General features: G+C 71.1%; 16 protein-coding genes. 9 read left to right on the top strand and 7 right to left on the bottom strand.

The window, feature by feature from the left end; translation table 11 throughout:
• Positions 1 to 9 precede the first annotated feature (9 nt).
• Together ACIBQ1_RS10510 and ACIBQ1_RS10505 are read left to right on the top strand one after the other, a co-directional pair.
• The gene (locus ACIBQ1_RS10510) at positions 10 to 1,644 is read left to right on the top strand and encodes a dolichyl-phosphate-mannose--protein mannosyltransferase (RefSeq protein ID WP_397276263.1); all 1,635 of its coding nucleotides are present in this window, start codon (positions 10 to 12) and stop codon (positions 1,642 to 1,644) included.
• Positions 1,645 to 1,757: 113 nt separating this feature from the next.
• The gene (locus ACIBQ1_RS10505; RefSeq protein WP_397276261.1) at positions 1,758 to 2,942 is read left to right on the top strand and encodes a hypothetical protein; all 1,185 of its coding nucleotides are present in this window, start codon (positions 1,758 to 1,760) and stop codon (positions 2,940 to 2,942) included.
• A gap of 10 nt (positions 2,943 to 2,952) precedes the next feature.
• On the opposite strand, the gene ACIBQ1_RS10500 is transcribed toward ACIBQ1_RS10505, so the two are convergent.
• Positions 2,953 to 3,351: a MerR family transcriptional regulator gene (locus ACIBQ1_RS10500; RefSeq protein ID WP_397276260.1), complete on the bottom strand. Its 399-nt coding sequence runs from the start codon at positions 3,349 to 3,351 to the stop codon at positions 2,953 to 2,955.
• 49 nt (positions 3,352 to 3,400) lie between these two features.
• Between ACIBQ1_RS10500 and ACIBQ1_RS10495 the strand changes: the two genes are divergently transcribed.
• Both ACIBQ1_RS10495 and ACIBQ1_RS10490 read left to right on the top strand, forming a co-directional pair.
• A complete protein-coding gene (locus tag ACIBQ1_RS10495; RefSeq protein WP_397276258.1) occupies positions 3,401 to 4,192 on the top strand; it encodes an MBL fold metallo-hydrolase in 792 nt (263 codons plus the stop codon).
• A 14-nt stretch (positions 4,193 to 4,206) separates the two neighbouring features.
• Positions 4,207 to 5,139: a DUF5996 family protein gene (locus tag ACIBQ1_RS10490; RefSeq protein ID WP_397276256.1), complete on the top strand. Its 933-nt coding sequence runs from the start codon at positions 4,207 to 4,209 to the stop codon at positions 5,137 to 5,139.
• A gap of 463 nt (positions 5,140 to 5,602) precedes the next feature.
• On the opposite strand, the gene ACIBQ1_RS10485 is transcribed toward ACIBQ1_RS10490, so the two are convergent.
• Positions 5,603 to 6,280 (bottom strand): TetR/AcrR family transcriptional regulator, encoded by a 678-nt coding sequence (locus ACIBQ1_RS10485; RefSeq protein ID WP_397276255.1) that lies wholly within the window; start codon positions 6,278 to 6,280, stop codon positions 5,603 to 5,605.
• A gap of 67 nt (positions 6,281 to 6,347) precedes the next feature.
• On the opposite strand from ACIBQ1_RS10485, the gene ACIBQ1_RS10480 reads away from it, so the two are divergent.
• On the top strand, positions 6,348 to 7,094 hold the full coding sequence (locus ACIBQ1_RS10480; RefSeq protein WP_397276253.1) for a PIG-L deacetylase family protein: 747 nt from the start codon (positions 6,348 to 6,350) through the stop codon (positions 7,092 to 7,094).
• Between the two features lie 16 nt (positions 7,095 to 7,110).
• Here ACIBQ1_RS10480 and ACIBQ1_RS10475 read toward each other — a convergent pair whose 3' ends face one another.
• A complete protein-coding gene (locus ACIBQ1_RS10475) occupies positions 7,111 to 8,328 on the bottom strand; it encodes an RNA polymerase sigma factor (protein ID WP_397276251.1) in 1,218 nt (405 codons plus the stop codon).
• Positions 8,329 to 8,336: 8 nt separating this feature from the next.
• Positions 8,337 to 8,756, bottom strand: a complete 420-nt coding sequence (locus ACIBQ1_RS10470; RefSeq protein WP_397276250.1) for a YciI family protein — start codon at positions 8,754 to 8,756, stop codon at positions 8,337 to 8,339.
• A gap of 83 nt (positions 8,757 to 8,839) precedes the next feature.
• Here ACIBQ1_RS10470 and ACIBQ1_RS10465 point away from each other — a divergent pair, with 83 nt between their 5' ends.
• Both ACIBQ1_RS10465 and ACIBQ1_RS10460 read left to right on the top strand, forming a co-directional pair.
• Positions 8,840 to 9,622 (top strand): alpha/beta fold hydrolase, encoded by a 783-nt coding sequence (locus tag ACIBQ1_RS10465; RefSeq protein ID WP_397276248.1) that lies wholly within the window; start codon positions 8,840 to 8,842, stop codon positions 9,620 to 9,622.
• A gap of 136 nt (positions 9,623 to 9,758) precedes the next feature.
• Positions 9,759 to 10,625: a maleylpyruvate isomerase family mycothiol-dependent enzyme gene (locus tag ACIBQ1_RS10460; protein WP_397276247.1), complete on the top strand. Its 867-nt coding sequence runs from the start codon at positions 9,759 to 9,761 to the stop codon at positions 10,623 to 10,625.
• A gap of 153 nt (positions 10,626 to 10,778) precedes the next feature.
• Here ACIBQ1_RS10460 and ACIBQ1_RS10455 read toward each other — a convergent pair whose 3' ends face one another.
• Positions 10,779 to 11,888, bottom strand: a complete 1,110-nt coding sequence (locus ACIBQ1_RS10455) for an FAD-dependent monooxygenase (RefSeq protein WP_397276245.1) — start codon at positions 11,886 to 11,888, stop codon at positions 10,779 to 10,781.
• 82 nt (positions 11,889 to 11,970) lie between these two features.
• On the opposite strand from ACIBQ1_RS10455, the gene ACIBQ1_RS10450 reads away from it, so the two are divergent.
• Positions 11,971 to 12,681 (top strand): TetR family transcriptional regulator, encoded by a 711-nt coding sequence (locus ACIBQ1_RS10450; protein ID WP_397276244.1) that lies wholly within the window; start codon positions 11,971 to 11,973, stop codon positions 12,679 to 12,681.
• Between the two features lie 267 nt (positions 12,682 to 12,948).
• On the opposite strand, the gene pip is transcribed toward ACIBQ1_RS10450, so the two are convergent.
• Positions 12,949 to 13,908: a prolyl aminopeptidase gene (gene pip, locus ACIBQ1_RS10445; RefSeq protein ID WP_397276242.1), complete on the bottom strand. Its 960-nt coding sequence runs from the start codon at positions 13,906 to 13,908 to the stop codon at positions 12,949 to 12,951.
• Positions 13,909 to 13,964: 56 nt separating this feature from the next.
• Positions 13,965 to 14,717, bottom strand: coding sequence for a neutral zinc metallopeptidase (locus tag ACIBQ1_RS10440; RefSeq protein ID WP_397276240.1), 753 nt, complete (start codon positions 14,715 to 14,717; stop codon positions 13,965 to 13,967).
• A 142-nt stretch (positions 14,718 to 14,859) separates the two neighbouring features.
• On the opposite strand from ACIBQ1_RS10440, the gene ACIBQ1_RS10435 reads away from it, so the two are divergent.
• On the top strand, positions 14,860 to 15,540 hold the full coding sequence (locus ACIBQ1_RS10435) for a hypothetical protein (RefSeq protein WP_397276238.1): 681 nt from the start codon (positions 14,860 to 14,862) through the stop codon (positions 15,538 to 15,540).
• Positions 15,541 to 15,760: the final 220 nt, after the last annotated feature.

Genomic DNA, 15,760 nt, shown 5'->3' with positions numbered 1-15,760 from the left:
GATGTCCGAATGGCGGTGACCGATTCCCCATACCAGGCCAACGAGAGCTCGGAGGTCGGCGACAGCCTTCCCAAGACGATGTCCGTACGCGATCGGGTCGTGCCGCCCATGCGCGGCAGCATCCTGTGGGGCTGGATCGGCCCGCTGGTGGTCACCCTCTTCGGCGCCGTCCTGCGCTTCATCAACCTGGGCCATCCCAAGGCCGTGGTGTTCGATGAGACGTACTACATGAAGGACGCGTTCTCGCTGATCACCTGGGGTGTCGAGCGGACGACGATCAAGGACGCCGACAAGGCGATCATCGCCGGCAACACCGACATCTGGCAGTCGTGCACGTCCGAGGCCCTCGACAAGTGCGCCTCCTACGTGGTCCACCCCCCGCTGGGCAAGTGGATGATCGGCGCGGGCGAGTGGCTGTTCGGGCTCAACCCGTTCGGCTGGCGCTTCGCCGCCGCGCTGATCGGGTCGCTGTCGATCCTCGTCCTGGCCAGGGTGGCCCGCCGGATGACGCGGTCGACGCTGCTGGGCTGCTTCGCCGGCCTGCTGCTGGCCCTCGACGGCCTGCACTACGTGCTCTCGCGCACGGCGCTGCTGGACATCTTCCTGATGTTCTGGGTGCTGGCCGCGTTCGCCTGCCTCGTGGTCGACCGCGACCAGGCCCGCGAACGGCTCGTGACCTGGTACGAGAACTCGCCGATCTCGCCGCACGGCCCCTCGCTGGGGATCAGGTGGTGGCGGATCGCCGCCGGGGTCTGCCTGGCCTTCGCGATGTCGGTCAAGTGGTCGGGGCTGGCGTTCGCGGTGGCCTTCGCGATCATGTCCGTGATGTGGGACTTCGGCGCCCGCCGGGCGGTCGGGCTGCGGCACCCTTACCTCGGCGCGTTCGACAAGGACGTGCCGCAGGCGCTCCTGGCGTTCGCCTTGGTGCCGTTCGTCACCTACATGGCCACCTGGGTCGGCTGGTTCGCCAACGCGACCGGCTACGGGCGCAACTGGGCCCAGGCGACCTCCGCGGACAACCCGATCTTCTTCGTCTTCGACTCGATGCGGTCGTGGATCAAGTACCAGTGGCAGGTCTACACGTTCCACAGCGGGCTGGAGACCTCCCACCCGTACATGTCCGAGCCCTGGCAGTGGCCGTTGCTGCTGCGCCCGGTCGCCTTCTACTACGAGGGCCGGCAGAACACGTGCGGCGTCAAGGACTGCTCCGAGGCCGTGCTGGGCGTGGGCACGCCGGTGATCTGGTTCGGGGCGGTGGCCGCGCTGGTGGCCCTGATCGCGTGGTACGTCTCCTCGCGCGACTGGCGGGCTGGGGCCGTGCTGCTGTCGTACACCATGGGCCTGGTGCCGTGGGTCTACTTCGCCATCGCCGACAACCGTACGATGTTCCTGTTCTACGCCATCCCGATGGTGCCGTTCATGGTGCTGGCCATCACGCTGTGCGCCGGGCTGCTGATCGGGTCGTCGAAACCGACGGCCACGGGGGCGATGCCGATACGGCGGACCGTCGGGGCCGCCGTGGTCGGCGCGTTCACGCTGCTCGCGCTGATCAACTTCTGGTGGCTGCACCCGATCCTGTCCGCCGAACTCATCCCGTACACCGAGTGGAAGGCCCGCATGTTGTTCGAGAAACGGTGGATATGATCTTCTTACCGTCCGCCCAATAGTGGTTTCTTAGGGTTATCGCTGTGCAAGACCCAATACGCACCGGATTCGGTCATCGTCAGGCCAGGGGTCGATACGGCAAACTTCGAGGCATGAGTGCACCGGATGTCACCGCCCTGCTCGCCGAGTTGGAGCGCTCTCAGCCGGAGCTGGCCGAGGAGGCCAGGACCGCCGTCGAATGGCTGACGGCTGGGGAGCCGCTGGAAACGGTGACCCAGCTCGACGTCTGCGAGTTCCTCTGGTACACGTTGCCGCTCAAGGTGGGCGGCGACCACGAACGCCTGGCACGTTCGCTCGGCCGGCTGCTCCAGCTCGGCGGGATGGAGCGGTACGCCGCTCTGTGCGTGTCACCCACGACCCTCCAGATCCTGCGTACCTACGCCCGCGAGGGCGAGGACGCCGGCACCAGCGCCTACCAGCAGGCGCTCGAAGCCACGGGCGTGCTCCCGCCCGACGTGCCCGAACTCCAGTGGAGCATGATCATGGGGCCCGAGGAGCTGGGCGCGCATCTCGCCTGCTCCGCCGCCCTGGAGCTGGCGATCGTCGCCGGCGAGACCGTCGACCGCGCCGCCCTGACCCGCCGCTGGCTCACCGAGCCCCGCTCCGAGCTGGGCGGCGACAGCTGGCGCAACCGGGTGCACGGCGAGCGCCTCAACCGCTGGGTGCTGGGGCGCGGCCCGGCCAGGCGCGAGCTGGCCCAGCCGTTCGAGGTGCGCCTGCACGCGCCCATCACCCCGCAGCCCCTGCCCCCGCTGCTCCGCCTGCTCACCCTGGCCGCCTCCGGGGAGAGCCTGCCGCTGCGGCTGGCCCCCTCGCCCGAGGCACTCAGGCTGCGCGAGCTGGCCGAGCGCGAGCTCGGCGCGATCAGCCGCGACGGCTCGAAGCTGGCCATCACCGACTACGGCCGGCGCCTGCTCAACTCGAAGTCGGCCATGTGGTCGGCGGTCACGCGGCTGCTGCTGGCGAGAGGAGAACACGAATTCCAGGTATCGGCGCGCGAGGCCGCGCTGATGCTGATCGCCGACGGCACGCTGATGTCGCCCACGGAGCTGCGCGAGCGCGTGGCGGAAGTGGTCGGCGGCGAGGGCTGGCATCCCACCACGACCGTGGAGGACGTCGCCGCGCCGGTGGCCGACCTGATCTCGCAGCTCACCGCCCTGGGGCTGGCGTTCAGCGACGACCTGGCGGTGCGGATGGACCGCTCCGGCCAGCTCGCGGCCCTGGCCGCGCTGCGCGCCCATGCCCTGCGACCGAGGAAGTACGTCAGTCCGGGCTGACGGAGTGCGCTCAGCCCAGCGGCACGCGGCGCACGGCCTGCTTGAACTCGGGACACTCCACGAGCGGGTCGTGGTCGCAGGCCACCGCGTGCCGCAGGCTGTCACGCAGCCGGGTGAGCTGCGCGACCCGCTCGGACACCTCGCGCTCCTTGGCCGCCATGCGCTCGCGCAGCCGCGCGTCGGACGGCCGGGCGCGCAGGAACTCGGCGATCTCCGACAGCGCGAACCCCGCGTCGCGGGCGCACGCGATCAGCGCCAGGCGCTCCATCGTCTCGGGACGGTACGCGCGGCGCAGCCCGTTGCGCCCTTCGGCCTCGATGAGCCCCTTGCGCTCGTAGAATCGCAGCGCTGACGCGGCCATCCCGCTCCGCCGGGCCACCTCGCCTATGTCGATCAACGTGTCGTCCACGACCTGGCTCCTTGACTTGAACCGCACTTCAAGTCGCAGTCTAGTGCCCATGCGAATTCACCACCTGAACCTCGCGTCCATGCGCGAGGTCGAATCCCTGGACGGACAGCCGGCAGCCCCCGTGGTGTGCCATGCGCTGCTGATCGAGACGCCCGCCTCCGGGCTCGTCCTGGTCGAGTCCGGGCTGGGCCTGGACGACCTGGCCAAGCCCGAGGAGATGCTGGAACGCGAGTGGACGGAGCTCGTCGAGCCGGTGCTCTCGCCCGCCGAGACGGCCGTGCGGCAGGTCGCCGCGCTCGGGTACGACCCGCTCGACGTACGGCACATCGTGCTGACCCACCTGGACGTGGACCACAGCGGCGGCCTGCCCGACTTCCCGCACGCGCAGGTGCACGTCATGGAGGTCGAACTGGAGGACGCGATCGCCCAGGCCCCGAACCGCCGCTACCGCCCTGGCCACTGGGCCCACGCGCCGAAATGGGTGACCTATCCGGGCACGGGCACCCGGTGGCTGGGCGTGGACGGCGTACACCCGCTGACCGGGCTGGGCGAGGACTTCCTGCTCGTGCCGCTGGACGGGCATACGCGCGGGCACGCCGGAGTGGCGGTCAACGACGGCGAGCGCTGGCTGCTGCACGCCGGGGACGCGTACTTCTACCACGGCGAACTGGCCCGCGAGCCGCAGTCGCACCCGCTGATGGACATCGTGCAGGTCAGCGCCCAGGTCGATGCCGGGCGCCGCATGTCCAGCCAGGAACGCCTGCGCTCCCTCGCGCACGACCACGGGGTCGAAGTCTTCTCCGCCCATGACCCTTGGGAACTGTCCCATTACGTACGGTAGTTACCATTGGTGTCATGGAGCTGTTCCCAGCCATGCCGCTCGCCGAGTGGGCGGAGGCCAAGGAGACCTTTCACAGGTTCGCGCAGATCGTGGGGAAGATCCGGTTGACGTCGAGCAACCGGCGCAACCACTGGTGGCAGGTGCCCTTCCATCCGACCGGCCGCGGGCTCACCTCGCGGCCGATGGGCGGACTGGGCGAGCAGCCGCTGTTCAGCGTCGACTTCGACCTGGTGCGCCACCGGCTGGTGGTGGACGTGCTCGACGGACGCAGCGCGGAGTTCAGCCTGATCGGGCGGTCGGTGGCCTCGTTCCACGACCGGCTCTTCGACACGCTCGCGGGCCTGGGGATCCGGCCGGAGATCTGGGCCGTGCCGTTCGACCTGGGCGACGACACGCCGTTCGCCGAGGACACCCTGCACGCCCGGTACGACCCGGTGCTGATCAACCGCTACTGGCGGATCCTGTCGCAGGTGGTGCAGCTCCTCGACCGCTTCGCGGCGGATTTCGCCGGCAAGACCTCGCCGGTGCACCACTTCTGGCACACGTTCGACATCGCAGTGACGCGTTTCACCGGGCGCATGGTCCGGGTCTCGCCCGACACCGACCCGGTCACGCGGGAGGCGTACAGCTGGGAGGTCATCAGCTCGGGCTTCTGGTTCGGTGACAAGGAGCGGCCGTGGCCGGCGTTCTACTCCTACACCGCACCGGAGCCCAAGGGCCTGGAAATGGAGCCGCTGCGGCCCCTGGAGGCCGAGTGGCTGCCCGCCCGGGGCAGCCACCTGGCCATCCTCCGGTACGACGACGTGCGGGCGATGGGTGATCCGGTCGCGTCCGTGCTGGAGTTCCTGGACAGCGCCTACCAGGCGGGCGCCCGGCTGACCGGGCTCGACATGGAAGCGCTGAGCTCCCCTGGGGGCATCACGGACCCGTACTACGGAAAGTACTGAGCGCCCGCTCTCCGGGGAGGGCGGGCGCTCGACGTATGGCAACCGGTGTGCAGGTCGCCTCTCGGCGAAAGGCACAACGCGGCTCCAGCCGAACGGTATTCCGCGAAGGCAATAGGTGAGGCCCGGGGACACTGGACACACCGGCCACGATCTATGTAACCACACCCACCGGCCGAACATTCCCCGCCACGACACGAATTTCCGGACCGCGGCGCGGCGGGCCATCAGGCGCGGGCCGGGACCTTGGCCGGCCCCGCGACGGCGACGTCGCGCATGGCGATCATGGCGGCGCCGACGCGCCGAGGGGCGGGTTGACCAGGAACGCCCAGCGCCACCCCACGTGGTCGGCCAGCAGGCCGGCGAGCAGGAGCCGGCGGCGGCCGTACAGGTCGGACAGGCGGCCGTAGACGGGCGTACGTCACCGCCGTGCGGCTGCGGGCCGGAAGGTCCTCGTAGAGGTCGATCACCCGGCCGCACCGCCCTTCAGCGCGCCGTGCAGGAACAGGTCGACCAGCTCGACCGAGGTGAGCGGGGACGACGTCCCCCGCCCGGACGCCAGGATCAGGAACTGGAACGCCTCGGCCAGCCGCTCCGGGGGCAGCCTGAGGTCGTCGCTCTCCGGCTCGAAGAGCCCGGACAGCACGTCGCGGGTGGCCGCCATCGACGCCTCCCGCCCCGACAGGGCCCGCCCCGGCGATCCCTCGCGGTCCCTTTCCGAAGGTGCGCCTTCGGGCTTCTCTTCGGAGGGCGCGCCGCCCGGGAGGCGAGGGTCGCGGCGCAGGCCGCCCGAGGCGGCCAGGGCACCTGCCATGGCGCCCATCCGGGCCAGGTAGCCGCGCAGCGCGTCCGCGGCCTCGACCAGCCGCTCCCCCAGCGGCAGGTCCAGCGTGATCGCCGCCACGTGGGCGAGCGTGTCGTCGGGCCGCGCCGCCTCCGCCATGCAGGCGGCCAGCAGCGTCTCCTTGTCGCCGAAGGCCCGGAAGATCGTGCCTTCGCCGATGCCCGCGGCGCGGGCGACCTGGGCGGTGGTCACGGAGGTGCCGTACTCCACCACCAGCGGAAGCGCCGCCCTGACGATCATCTCGCGGCGCTGTTCCGGGCTCATCGCCGGCGCGCGGCGCCGGCCTGCGGGGTTCGTCATGCCTTCGAAGGTACGGAGTGAGTACTCACTCCGTCAATTCCATTAACGAACGGTAGGGTGTCCGGCTATGGCGACACTCCTGGCATTTCACGCCCATCCGGACGACGAGGTGCTCCTGACCGGCGGCACGCTCGCCCGCGCCGCCGCCGAGGGCCACCGCGTGATCGTCGTGGTCGCGACGGACGGCGTCATGAAGTCCGTCGCCGAGGGCGGCACGACAAGGATGGACGAGCTGCGCACCGCCGCCGCCGTGCTGGGCGTGGCACGCGTCGAGCACCTGGGTTACGCCGACAGCGGGCACGGCAAGGACCTGTATCCCGACCCGCCGGACCGGATGCGCTTCGTGCGCGCGAGCACGGAGGAGGCCGCGGCCAGGCTCGCCGCGATCCTGCGCGAGGAGCAGGCGGACCTGCTGCTCAGCTACGACCCCAACGGCGGGTACGGCCACCGCGACCACGTCAAGGTGCACGAGGTCGGCAAGCGGGCCGCCGAGCTGGCCGGGGTGCCCCGCGTGCTGGAGGCCACGGCCCCGCGCGACGTCGCCGTCCGCCTGGTACGCCTGATCCGCCTGCTCCGGATCCCGCTCCGCTACGACGAACGCGAGCTGGCGAAGGCGTACAGCCCCGGCAGGGCCATCACCCACCGGATCGACGTGCGCCGCTACGCCTCCCAGAAGCAGCGGGCACTGGCCGCCCACCACTCCCAGATCAGCGGAAACGGCCGGATGTCCGCCGTCGCGAGAGTGCTCGTGCGGCTCCCCGCCCCCGTGTTCGGCTGGCTGCTCGGCCGCGAATGGTACGTCGAGGCGAAATGAGCTGAAGCCGTACAGTCTAAAGTCGCGCCGCCTTGCCACGCAGGTAGCGCTGCTGCGGGAAGCTGGTCGTACGCCTGGCCGCCTCCTCGTAGGACTCGCGGGCGGCCGCGTGGTCGCCTGCCATCTCCAGCAGGTGCCCGCGCACCGCGTGCAGCCGGTGGTCGTCCGGCAGCCGCTCCTGGAGGGGTTCGAGCAGGCGGAGCCCCGCGAGCGGGCCGCGCGCCATGGCCACGGCGACGGCGTGGTTGAGCTCCACCACGGGGTTGCCGGCGATGCGCATCAGCAGCTCGTACAGCGCGACGATCTGCGGCCAGTCGGTCTCCTCCGCGCTCGGCGCCTCGTCGTGCAGGGCCGCGATCGCCGCCTGGAGCTGGTAGGGGCCCGGCGTGCCGCGGGAGAGCGCCCAGGTGACCAGTTCGACGCCCTCGGCGATGTGGCCGGCGTGCCACTTGCCGCGGTCCTGCTCGGCCATCGGGATCAGCGCGCCGCCTGGGCCCGTACGCGCCGGTCGCCGGGCGTCGGTGAGCAGCATGAGCGCGAGCAGCCCCGCCACCTCGGGGCCGTCGGGCAGCAGCCGGTGCACCATGCGGGCCAGCCGGATCGCCTCGGCCGACAGCTCCGCGCGCACCAGCTCGGGCCCCGACGTGCTGGCGTACCCCTCGTTGAAGATCAGGTAGAGCACGTGCAGCACCACGCCGAGGCGCTCGGCCCGCTCCTCCGCCCTGGGCAGCCCGAACGGCAGGCCGCTGTCCTTGACGCGCTGCTTGGCCCGCGTGATGCGGCGCGTCATCGTGCCCTCCGGCACCAGGAACGCGCGGGCGATCTCCGCCGTCGTCAGGCCGCCGACCGCGCGCAGGGTGAGCGCGATCTGCGCGGCCGGCGACAAGGACGGGTGACAGCACATGAACAGCAGGACGAGGGTGTCGTCCGCCCCGGACACCGGCTGGTCGGCGGCGGGCGCCAGCCAGTCCTCCGGCAGCGTCCAGGCCGCCACGGCGTCCTCGCGGCGCAGGCGCGCCTGCTCGCTGCGCAGCAGGTCGGTCAGCCGCCGCGCGGCGACGGTGATCAGCCACGCCCGCGGATTGTCCGGCACGCCCTCCTCCGGCCACTGCAGGGCGGCCGCCAGCAGCGCCTCCTGGACGGCGTCCTCGGCCGTGGCGAAATGCCCGTACCGCCGCACCAGCGCGCCGAGGACCTGCGGCGCCAGTTCGCGCAGCAGGTCCCCGGCCTCCATGCCGTCGATCAGAACTCCAGCTCCGCGACGGCCTCGGCGATCGGCCGGACGTCGGCCACGCCGCCGTCCCAGACGCCGCCGGGGCTCGGGCACTTCGACAGGCGGCCGGCGAGCTCGGTCGCCCGGTCGAAGCTGTCGCACTCGACGATCCAGTAGCCCGCGAGCACCTCCTGCGTCTCCGCGTACGGGCCGTCCGTCACGACCGGGACGCCGTCGCGGAGCTGGACCCGCCTGGTGTGCACGGGCGCGACCAGGCCGCGAGTCTCGACCAGCTCGCCGGACTCCTCCAGCTCCTTGTTGAACGCCTCCATGAACCCGTGCATCGCCGCCACGTCCTCCGGCGACCAGGCGGGCTGCCCCTCGGCGTCCTTGCCGGTCAGGGCGTCGTAGTCCCGCTGCGTGCCGTACGACAGGATCATGTACTTCATGGTGACCGAGTCCTCTCTCGTGTGCCTCTCACCAGGTACGTCGGAGCCAAGCCCGCTCACCGGACACCCCTACGATGCTAAACATGCCATTTGCGACAGCCGTGGACGGCGTCAAGCTGTCCTACCAGGTCCGCGGCGGCGGGCAGCCCCTCGTCCTCCTCCAGGGACAGGCCAACGAACACCGCTGGTGGGATCCCGTGCGCCCGGACTTCGAGCAGGAGTTCCGCACCATCACCTTCGACTACCGCGGCACGGGCGGCAGCGACAAACCCGACGAGCCGTACACCACCCGCGGGTTCGCCGCCGACGTGCTGGCCGTGCTCGACGAGCTGGGCGTGGCGAAGGCGCACGTGTACGGGACGTCGATGGGCGGGCGGGTGGCCCAGTGGCTGGCGGCCGACCATCCCGGGCGGGTCGGGTCGCTGGTGCTCGGCTGCAGCTCGCCGGGCGGTGCGCACGGGATCGAGCGGGACAACGACGTGCGCAGGTCGCTGGCCCAGCCGGACCGGGCGGCGGCCGAGCGGGCGCTGCTGGAGCTCATGTACACGCCCGCCTGGCTGGCCACGCACCCGGGCCCGTACCGCACGGCCGGCGACCCGGCCATGCCCGCGTACGCGCGCCGCCGCCATCTGGCGGCCAGCGCCGGGCACGACAGCTGGGACGCGCTGCCCTCCATCGCCGCGCCCACGCTGGTGGTGCACGGCACCGACGACGTGTTCAACCCGGCGGCCAACGCCCCGCTGCTGGCCGGCCGCATCCCCGGGGCGGAGCTGCGGATGATCGAGGGAGCGCGGCACGCGTACTTCGAGGAGTTCAGGGAGGTCGCTAGCCCTCTGGCGCTGGAGTTCCTGCGTTCGGGCGCATAGGCATTTGCGTGTGGCGCTCGGCGTTCTGGGCGGCCGCCGTCGCGCCGGTCCCGGCGGTCGTCGCCCACGCGGTCGGACGGCCTTCGCCGGCGAATCCGGTGGAGAAGGAACACCCGGCTGAGGCACAGTGAGTGGCATGGAACCCGCTGCACGCTTTCGTCGGGAGACCCGGGCATTCCAGGAGGCCGCCCGGCGGGCGGCCGGCGCCGCGCCCGCGGTGCCGTCCTGCCCCGGCTGGTCGGTCGCCGATCTGCTGATCCACCTGGGCGCCGTGCACCGGAGCGTGTTCAGCATCATCACCGACCGGCTCGACCGGCCACCGGACGCCTCCGACCTCTCCTTCGCCGGGCTGCCTGCGGACCTCACGGGGTGGCCCGACCCGCAGAACGCGCCCAACCTCGGGCCGATCCTGGACGAGGTGCTCGACTGGTTCGAGGAGGGGGCGGCCCGGCTGGGGGCGCTCTTCGACGAGCGCGCGGCGGGCGATCCCACGTGGACGTGGTCGAAGGAGCAGACCGTCGGATTCTGGGTGCGGATGCAGACCATCGAGGCCGCCGTGCACCGCTGGGACGCCGAGAACGCCGTCGGCGTCCCGCGCCCGATCGCCGAGGACGTGGCGGCCGACGCGGTCACGCAGACGTTCGAGGTCATGGCGCCCGCGCGGCGGGAGTGGACGCAGGCGCCCGCCGGAGCGGGCGAGCGGTTCCGCTTCCGGCGCACGGACGGCGAGGACGACTGGGCGGTCCACTTCGACGGCCCGGACGTCCGGCTCTCGCTCGGTCCGGACGTCCGGCTCTCGCTCGGTCCGGACGTCCGGCTCTCGCTCGGTCCGGACGTCCGGCTCTCGCTCGGTCCGGACGGCGGCCGGTTCGACGTCGAGCTGGCCGGGAGCGCGTCGGACCTGATGCTGTTCCTCTGGCATCGCATCCCGGCCGACGGCCTCGACGTGCGTGGCGACAAGAGCATGCTCGACCGCTACTTCGCCCTTGTGCCTCCCGTGTGACCCAATCTGGCCGACATGCAGGTCAGGGACCTGAACGGCACGCAACCGGCCGTGATCAGGCCGGCGTCCGGCGGGTTCCCCCGGCACAGCCACGCCTCGTGTTCGCGGCCCTGCTCGCGGCCCTGCTCGCGGCCCGCGTCCTGTGAACGCCTGCTAGGCGCACCTGGAGAGGAGCCCCATCGACAGGGCCAGCCCGTTCCTGGCCCACATGCCCAGGTGGCTTCTCGGCACCATCATGCGGACGTTCGGCCCGATCTGCTGCTTCTCCTTGACGAGCTCCCGGTGCCCCGCCTCGTACCGCTGGAAGGCGACCCGGTGGTCGGAGGTGCCCGCGAGCGCCTCGGCCAGCCGGTACGCCCCCACGACGGCCAGCTCCGCCCCTGCTCCCGACGCCGGGGAGGCGCAGTAGGCGGCGTCCCCCACGAGCGCCACCCGCCCCGACGACCACGAGGGCAGCCGCACCTGGCTCAGCGCGTCGAAGTAGAAGTCGGGGTCGGCGAGCGCCCCGTCGAGCAGCTCGCGCACCCGCCAGGACGTCTCGTCGCCGAACGCGCCCCGCAACAGCGTCCTGTGCTGCCCGACGTCGCGGTGGTCGTACGCCAGCGGCTCCGACCTGAAGATGAAGTACGCCTTCGCCTGGGCGTGGTTCCCCGACCGGTAGAGCCCCGCCATCTTGCCCGGCAGGTTGAACATCGTCACCCACCGGTCCTCCCCCAGCGCGGAGTCCGCGTTCGCGAACGCGAAGTAGTGCCCCATGTGCCGCAGGGCCCCCTCCTCGGGCCCGAAGGCCGGCCGCCGCACCGAGGAGTGCAGCCCGTCGGCCCCGACGACCAGGTCGAACCGCCGCGTCGAGCCGTTCTCGAACGAGACCGTGACGCCGCCGCCGTCCTCCTCCATCGACCGGACGGAGTCGCCGAAGACGTACTCCACCTCCGGCTCGGCCACCTCGTGCAGCAGCGCCACCAGGTCGCCCCGCATGATCTCGATCTCGCCGTTCCGGCTCAGGTTCATGCGGGCCACGGCCCGGTCCTTGGCGTCGACGAACTTCATGCCCCGCACGTCCGCCGCGGCGGCCCTGACCCGGGGCATGATCCCCATCCGCTCGGCCACCTCGGTCGCCTCGTCCCGCAGGTCCACCCCGTTGCCGCCGGTGCGCAACCCGGGTGCCCGCTCGACGATCGTGGCCCGCATCCCGTGCCTGGCCAGCCAGTACGCCAGCGTCTGCCCGGCGATGCTCGCCCCCACCACCAGAATCTCGGTCATGCCGCCCATCCCTCCTGACCGTTGGTCAGTTCAAGACTATAGGCTCCAGACCAACGGTCAGGCAAGGTCTAGAATCGGCGGCGTGACGGACGACACTCGCTCGCGGATCCTCCAGGTGGCGCACGACCTGTTCGCCGCGCGGGGCTATCACGCCACCTCGATCCGCGAGATCGCGGAGCGGCTGGAGCTGACCAAGACCGCGGTCCTCTACCACTTCCCCAGCAAGAAGGAGATCATCGCGGCCCTGGCCGAGCCGCTGCTGGCCGACATGGAGGCCGCGATCGACGCGGCCGGCCGCGCGCCGGGCAGCGACGAGCGGCAGAAGCGGTGGGCGGTCATCGAGGGCCTGCTCGACGTCTGGCTGGCGCACCGCGACCTGCTGCGGCTGCAGATGCGCGACCTCGCGCTGGCCTCGGAGGGGTCGGTCTTCGAGCGGTTCAGGGACGCCGCCTACCTGGCCCAGCACATCATCGCCGGCCCGCTCGCCGACCATGTGGACCGCATCCGGGCGGCGCAGGCGTTCGGCATGCTCAGCGACCCTGTCGTGATGTTCGCCGACCTGCCGGCGGAGATGCTGCGCCCAGCCGTGCTGGCCGGGGTCGAACGCCTGCTGGAGGACCGTCCCGAGCCCGCGGCGCGGGACGCGCGCCGCCGGGGCAGGCCGGGGGCGATGACGCCGGAGGCGGTCGAGCGGGCCAGGCGCATGCACGACTCGGGCCGGCACACGGCCGCCGAGATCGCCCGCACCCTCGGCGTCTCACGCGCCACGCTCTACCGCCATCTGTCCGCCTGATATTGAGACACTTTATGAGACATTTTCGAGACGCCCGCGGGTGACGATCGCGGGCACAGCAGGGGAATCCTCCGCGCACGGGCGTTAAATTCGGTGGTGCCCAGATATCTGGCGAAGCTACTGTTGCTGCAGGTCAGCGAGTGGGCGGTTGCCGGCGCGCTGTCCCTGCGGACCCGCGGCTCATCCGTTCGGAATCGACCGACGGCGAGGCGATGGTCACCACTGGCGCCGTCCTGACGCCCCAGACGATCGCGAGCCGCGGGTCCCTCAGCGCCCGGCGAAGCCGTCGAGGGCGGCGGACAGCTCCTTGGTGAGCGTGCCGCTGCCGGTGTGCCCCGAGTCGTCCACGACGACCAGCTTCGCGTCCGGCCAGGCCCTGGCCAGCTCCCAGGCCGTCACGAGGGGGCCGCCCAGATCGAGCCGGCCGTGGATCAGCACGCCGGGGATCCCGGCCAGCCGCCCCGCCTCCCGCAGCAGCACGCCCTCCTCCAGCCAGGCGGCGTTGGAGAAGTAGTGGGAGCAGATCCGGACGAATGCCAGCAACGCCTCGGGCGGGCGGTCGCTGTAGGCGTTGGGCTTGCCGTTGGGCTCCATGGAGATCACCGCGTCCTCCCAGGTGACCCAGTCCCTGGCCGCCTTCGCGCGGACCTCGGGGTCGGGGTCGGCCAGGAGCCGCGAGTACGCCGCCAGCAGCGCGAAGGTGTCACCGTCGCGGTCGGCCTCCGGGACGCCCTGCCTGAAGCGCTCCCACTCCTCCGGGAAGAACTGCCCCACGCCGCGGTAGAGCCAGTCGATCTCGGAGCGGCGCGTGGTCGTGACGGCCACGATGACCATCTCCGACACGCGTTCCGGATGGGCCTCGGCGTAGGCCAGCATCAGCGTCGAGCCCCACGAGCCGCCGTACAGCAGCCACCTGTCGATGCCGAGGTGCTCGCGCAGCCGCTCCATGTCGGCGACGAGGTGGTGGGTCGTGTTGGTGCTCAGGTCGACGGACGGGTCGCTGGCATGCGGGCGGCTGCGGCCGCAGTTTCGCTGGTCGAACAGGACGACCCGGTAGCGCTCCGGGTCGAAGAGGCGGCGCACCCCCGTCTTGCACCCCGAGCCGGGGCCGCCGTGGACGACGAGCGCGGGCTTGCCCTCCGGGTTGCCGCAGACCTCCCAGTAGACGAGGTTGCCGTCACCGGTGTCGAGCAGGCCGTGGTCGTGCGGCTCGATGGGGGGATGCATGTGCTGATCTTATCGAGCCGGCCGCGGTGGCCCGGTGGACCACCGCGGCCGTCCGGTCAGGCGACCTTGGACGAGGGGGCCGCCCAGGTGTTGCACGAGCCGGGGTCACCGGCGGCGAATCCGCGCTTGAGCCAGTAGCGCGTCGAGGCATTGTTGCCGAACTCGCGGATCGTGTCGGGGTCGTCGCTCTGCAGGAGCCGGACGAGGGCGTTCCAGTCGCTCAGGTTCCTGCCCTCGATCGGCCAGACGCTCTTGATGAAGGCGGCCCCGAAGCATTCGGCCTGAAGGCTCTTGCGGCGCTCCTGCTCGTACAACTCCGCCTTTTTGCCGTAGGGCACTTTATCGTAGGCTTTGGCGATTCCGACCAATTTCTGCACGTGGTAGCCGTACACGGAGGCCGCCGTGTCGAACAGCCAGAGGTCGTCCGGCTCCGCCAGCCAGTCCTTCCCGAGCTGGAAGACCAGCGTTTCGTTGCGGTCGCAGTACCAGGCCTGGGAATTCTCCTTTCCGATGTCGAAGCCGCAGTACTTCTTCGGAATCCGGTCCATGTGCCGGACCTTGACCGGCCGGTAGGTCAGGCCGGCGTTCGTGAGGTGCTGCTCCCACGTGGTTTGCAGGCAGGCGACGATCGCGTCGAGATAGGCGCGGGCCTGCTTGCGGTTGTTCGGCTTGAGGGCCGGCTCGGCGCAGGTGGTCGTCGGCAGTGCGCCCGCTTCATAGAGCGGGTTGGCTGTTAGTTGGTCGGATTTGACGGGGTATGTAGCCGCCTGGGCGGTCCCCGATAAGGGCATCATGAGGGCGCCCACCATCGCCCCGAACATGAGAAGTTTCACGAGTCGCGAGAATAGGACCTCACGGTAAAGAGGGCTAGATACAACTATGAAGTAATTCAACCATCACTAAGGGTAATGATCTCTGCGGATAACCTGATTACCATCCGCAGGGAGCACCATGTACAAGCACGCCATCGCCGCATTCGCCGCGACCTCCGGCCTGCTGCTGAACGCCGGGCCGGCGGCCGCGGAAGAGGGAACCGCGAAGACGGTCTCGTGCAGCGACAACGGCCTGTTCAGCTACGACCGGCCGCTCGCGCCCCTGGCCGCGGGCGCCAAGGGCAACGTCGGGGCAGTGTCCGAATCGATCTACTACAGCACGGCGCTCGGTCCGTCGTGGTCCAGCCGCACGAGCTACGTGGGCAGCCCGCAGTCGTACGTGTCGTACGACCAGGACCTGCTCCGCCGCTGGCTCGACCGGGCGAGGGCGTGCGGCGCCACGAACTCGACGGGCGTTCCCACGTACAAGGCGGGCGGCGTCGTCGGCCTGGTCGACGGCCTGTTCGCCCCCGTCCCCGCGCGGCCGTGCACCACGGCGGCCTCCGCGGGGTCGCTGCTGACCGCCATCGGCGTCACGCAACTGTTCGACCAGGTCTGGACGGGCGCGGTGCCCTGCGTCGCGATGAGCAGCACCGAGAACTGGGCCAGCGCCGAGACCTCGATGAGCAGCGCGAACTGGACGAACACCGAGAACTGGATAAGCGTCGAGGCCCCGGCCGTCGAGGTCACGGGGAACTCCTCGTCGCTCCTGGACGCCCTCGGGGTCACGACGCTGGTCAACCAGATCCTGCGCAACTGACACGCCGGTGGTCTCGTCGTCAGGGCGACGGGGCGAAGGGATCTTCTTCGTGGACGGCAGGCGTGGCGCGACAACGCGCCGTTCCCGGCCGTCGCCCTGATCGGGCGTGACGACGCCACAGAGGACTTCACCATGCCGTACGCCGGCGCGCGCGACGTGCACCGGGTCCACCGGATGGCGCCGGCGGACGCGGCCGTACGCGCGCCCGCGACGACCCCAG

Source organism: Nonomuraea sp. NPDC050153 (genome assembly GCF_044460125.1).
GTDB lineage: Bacteria > Actinomycetota > Actinomycetes > Streptosporangiales > Streptosporangiaceae > Nonomuraea.
This window is presented reverse-complemented; position numbering and strand designations above follow the sequence as displayed.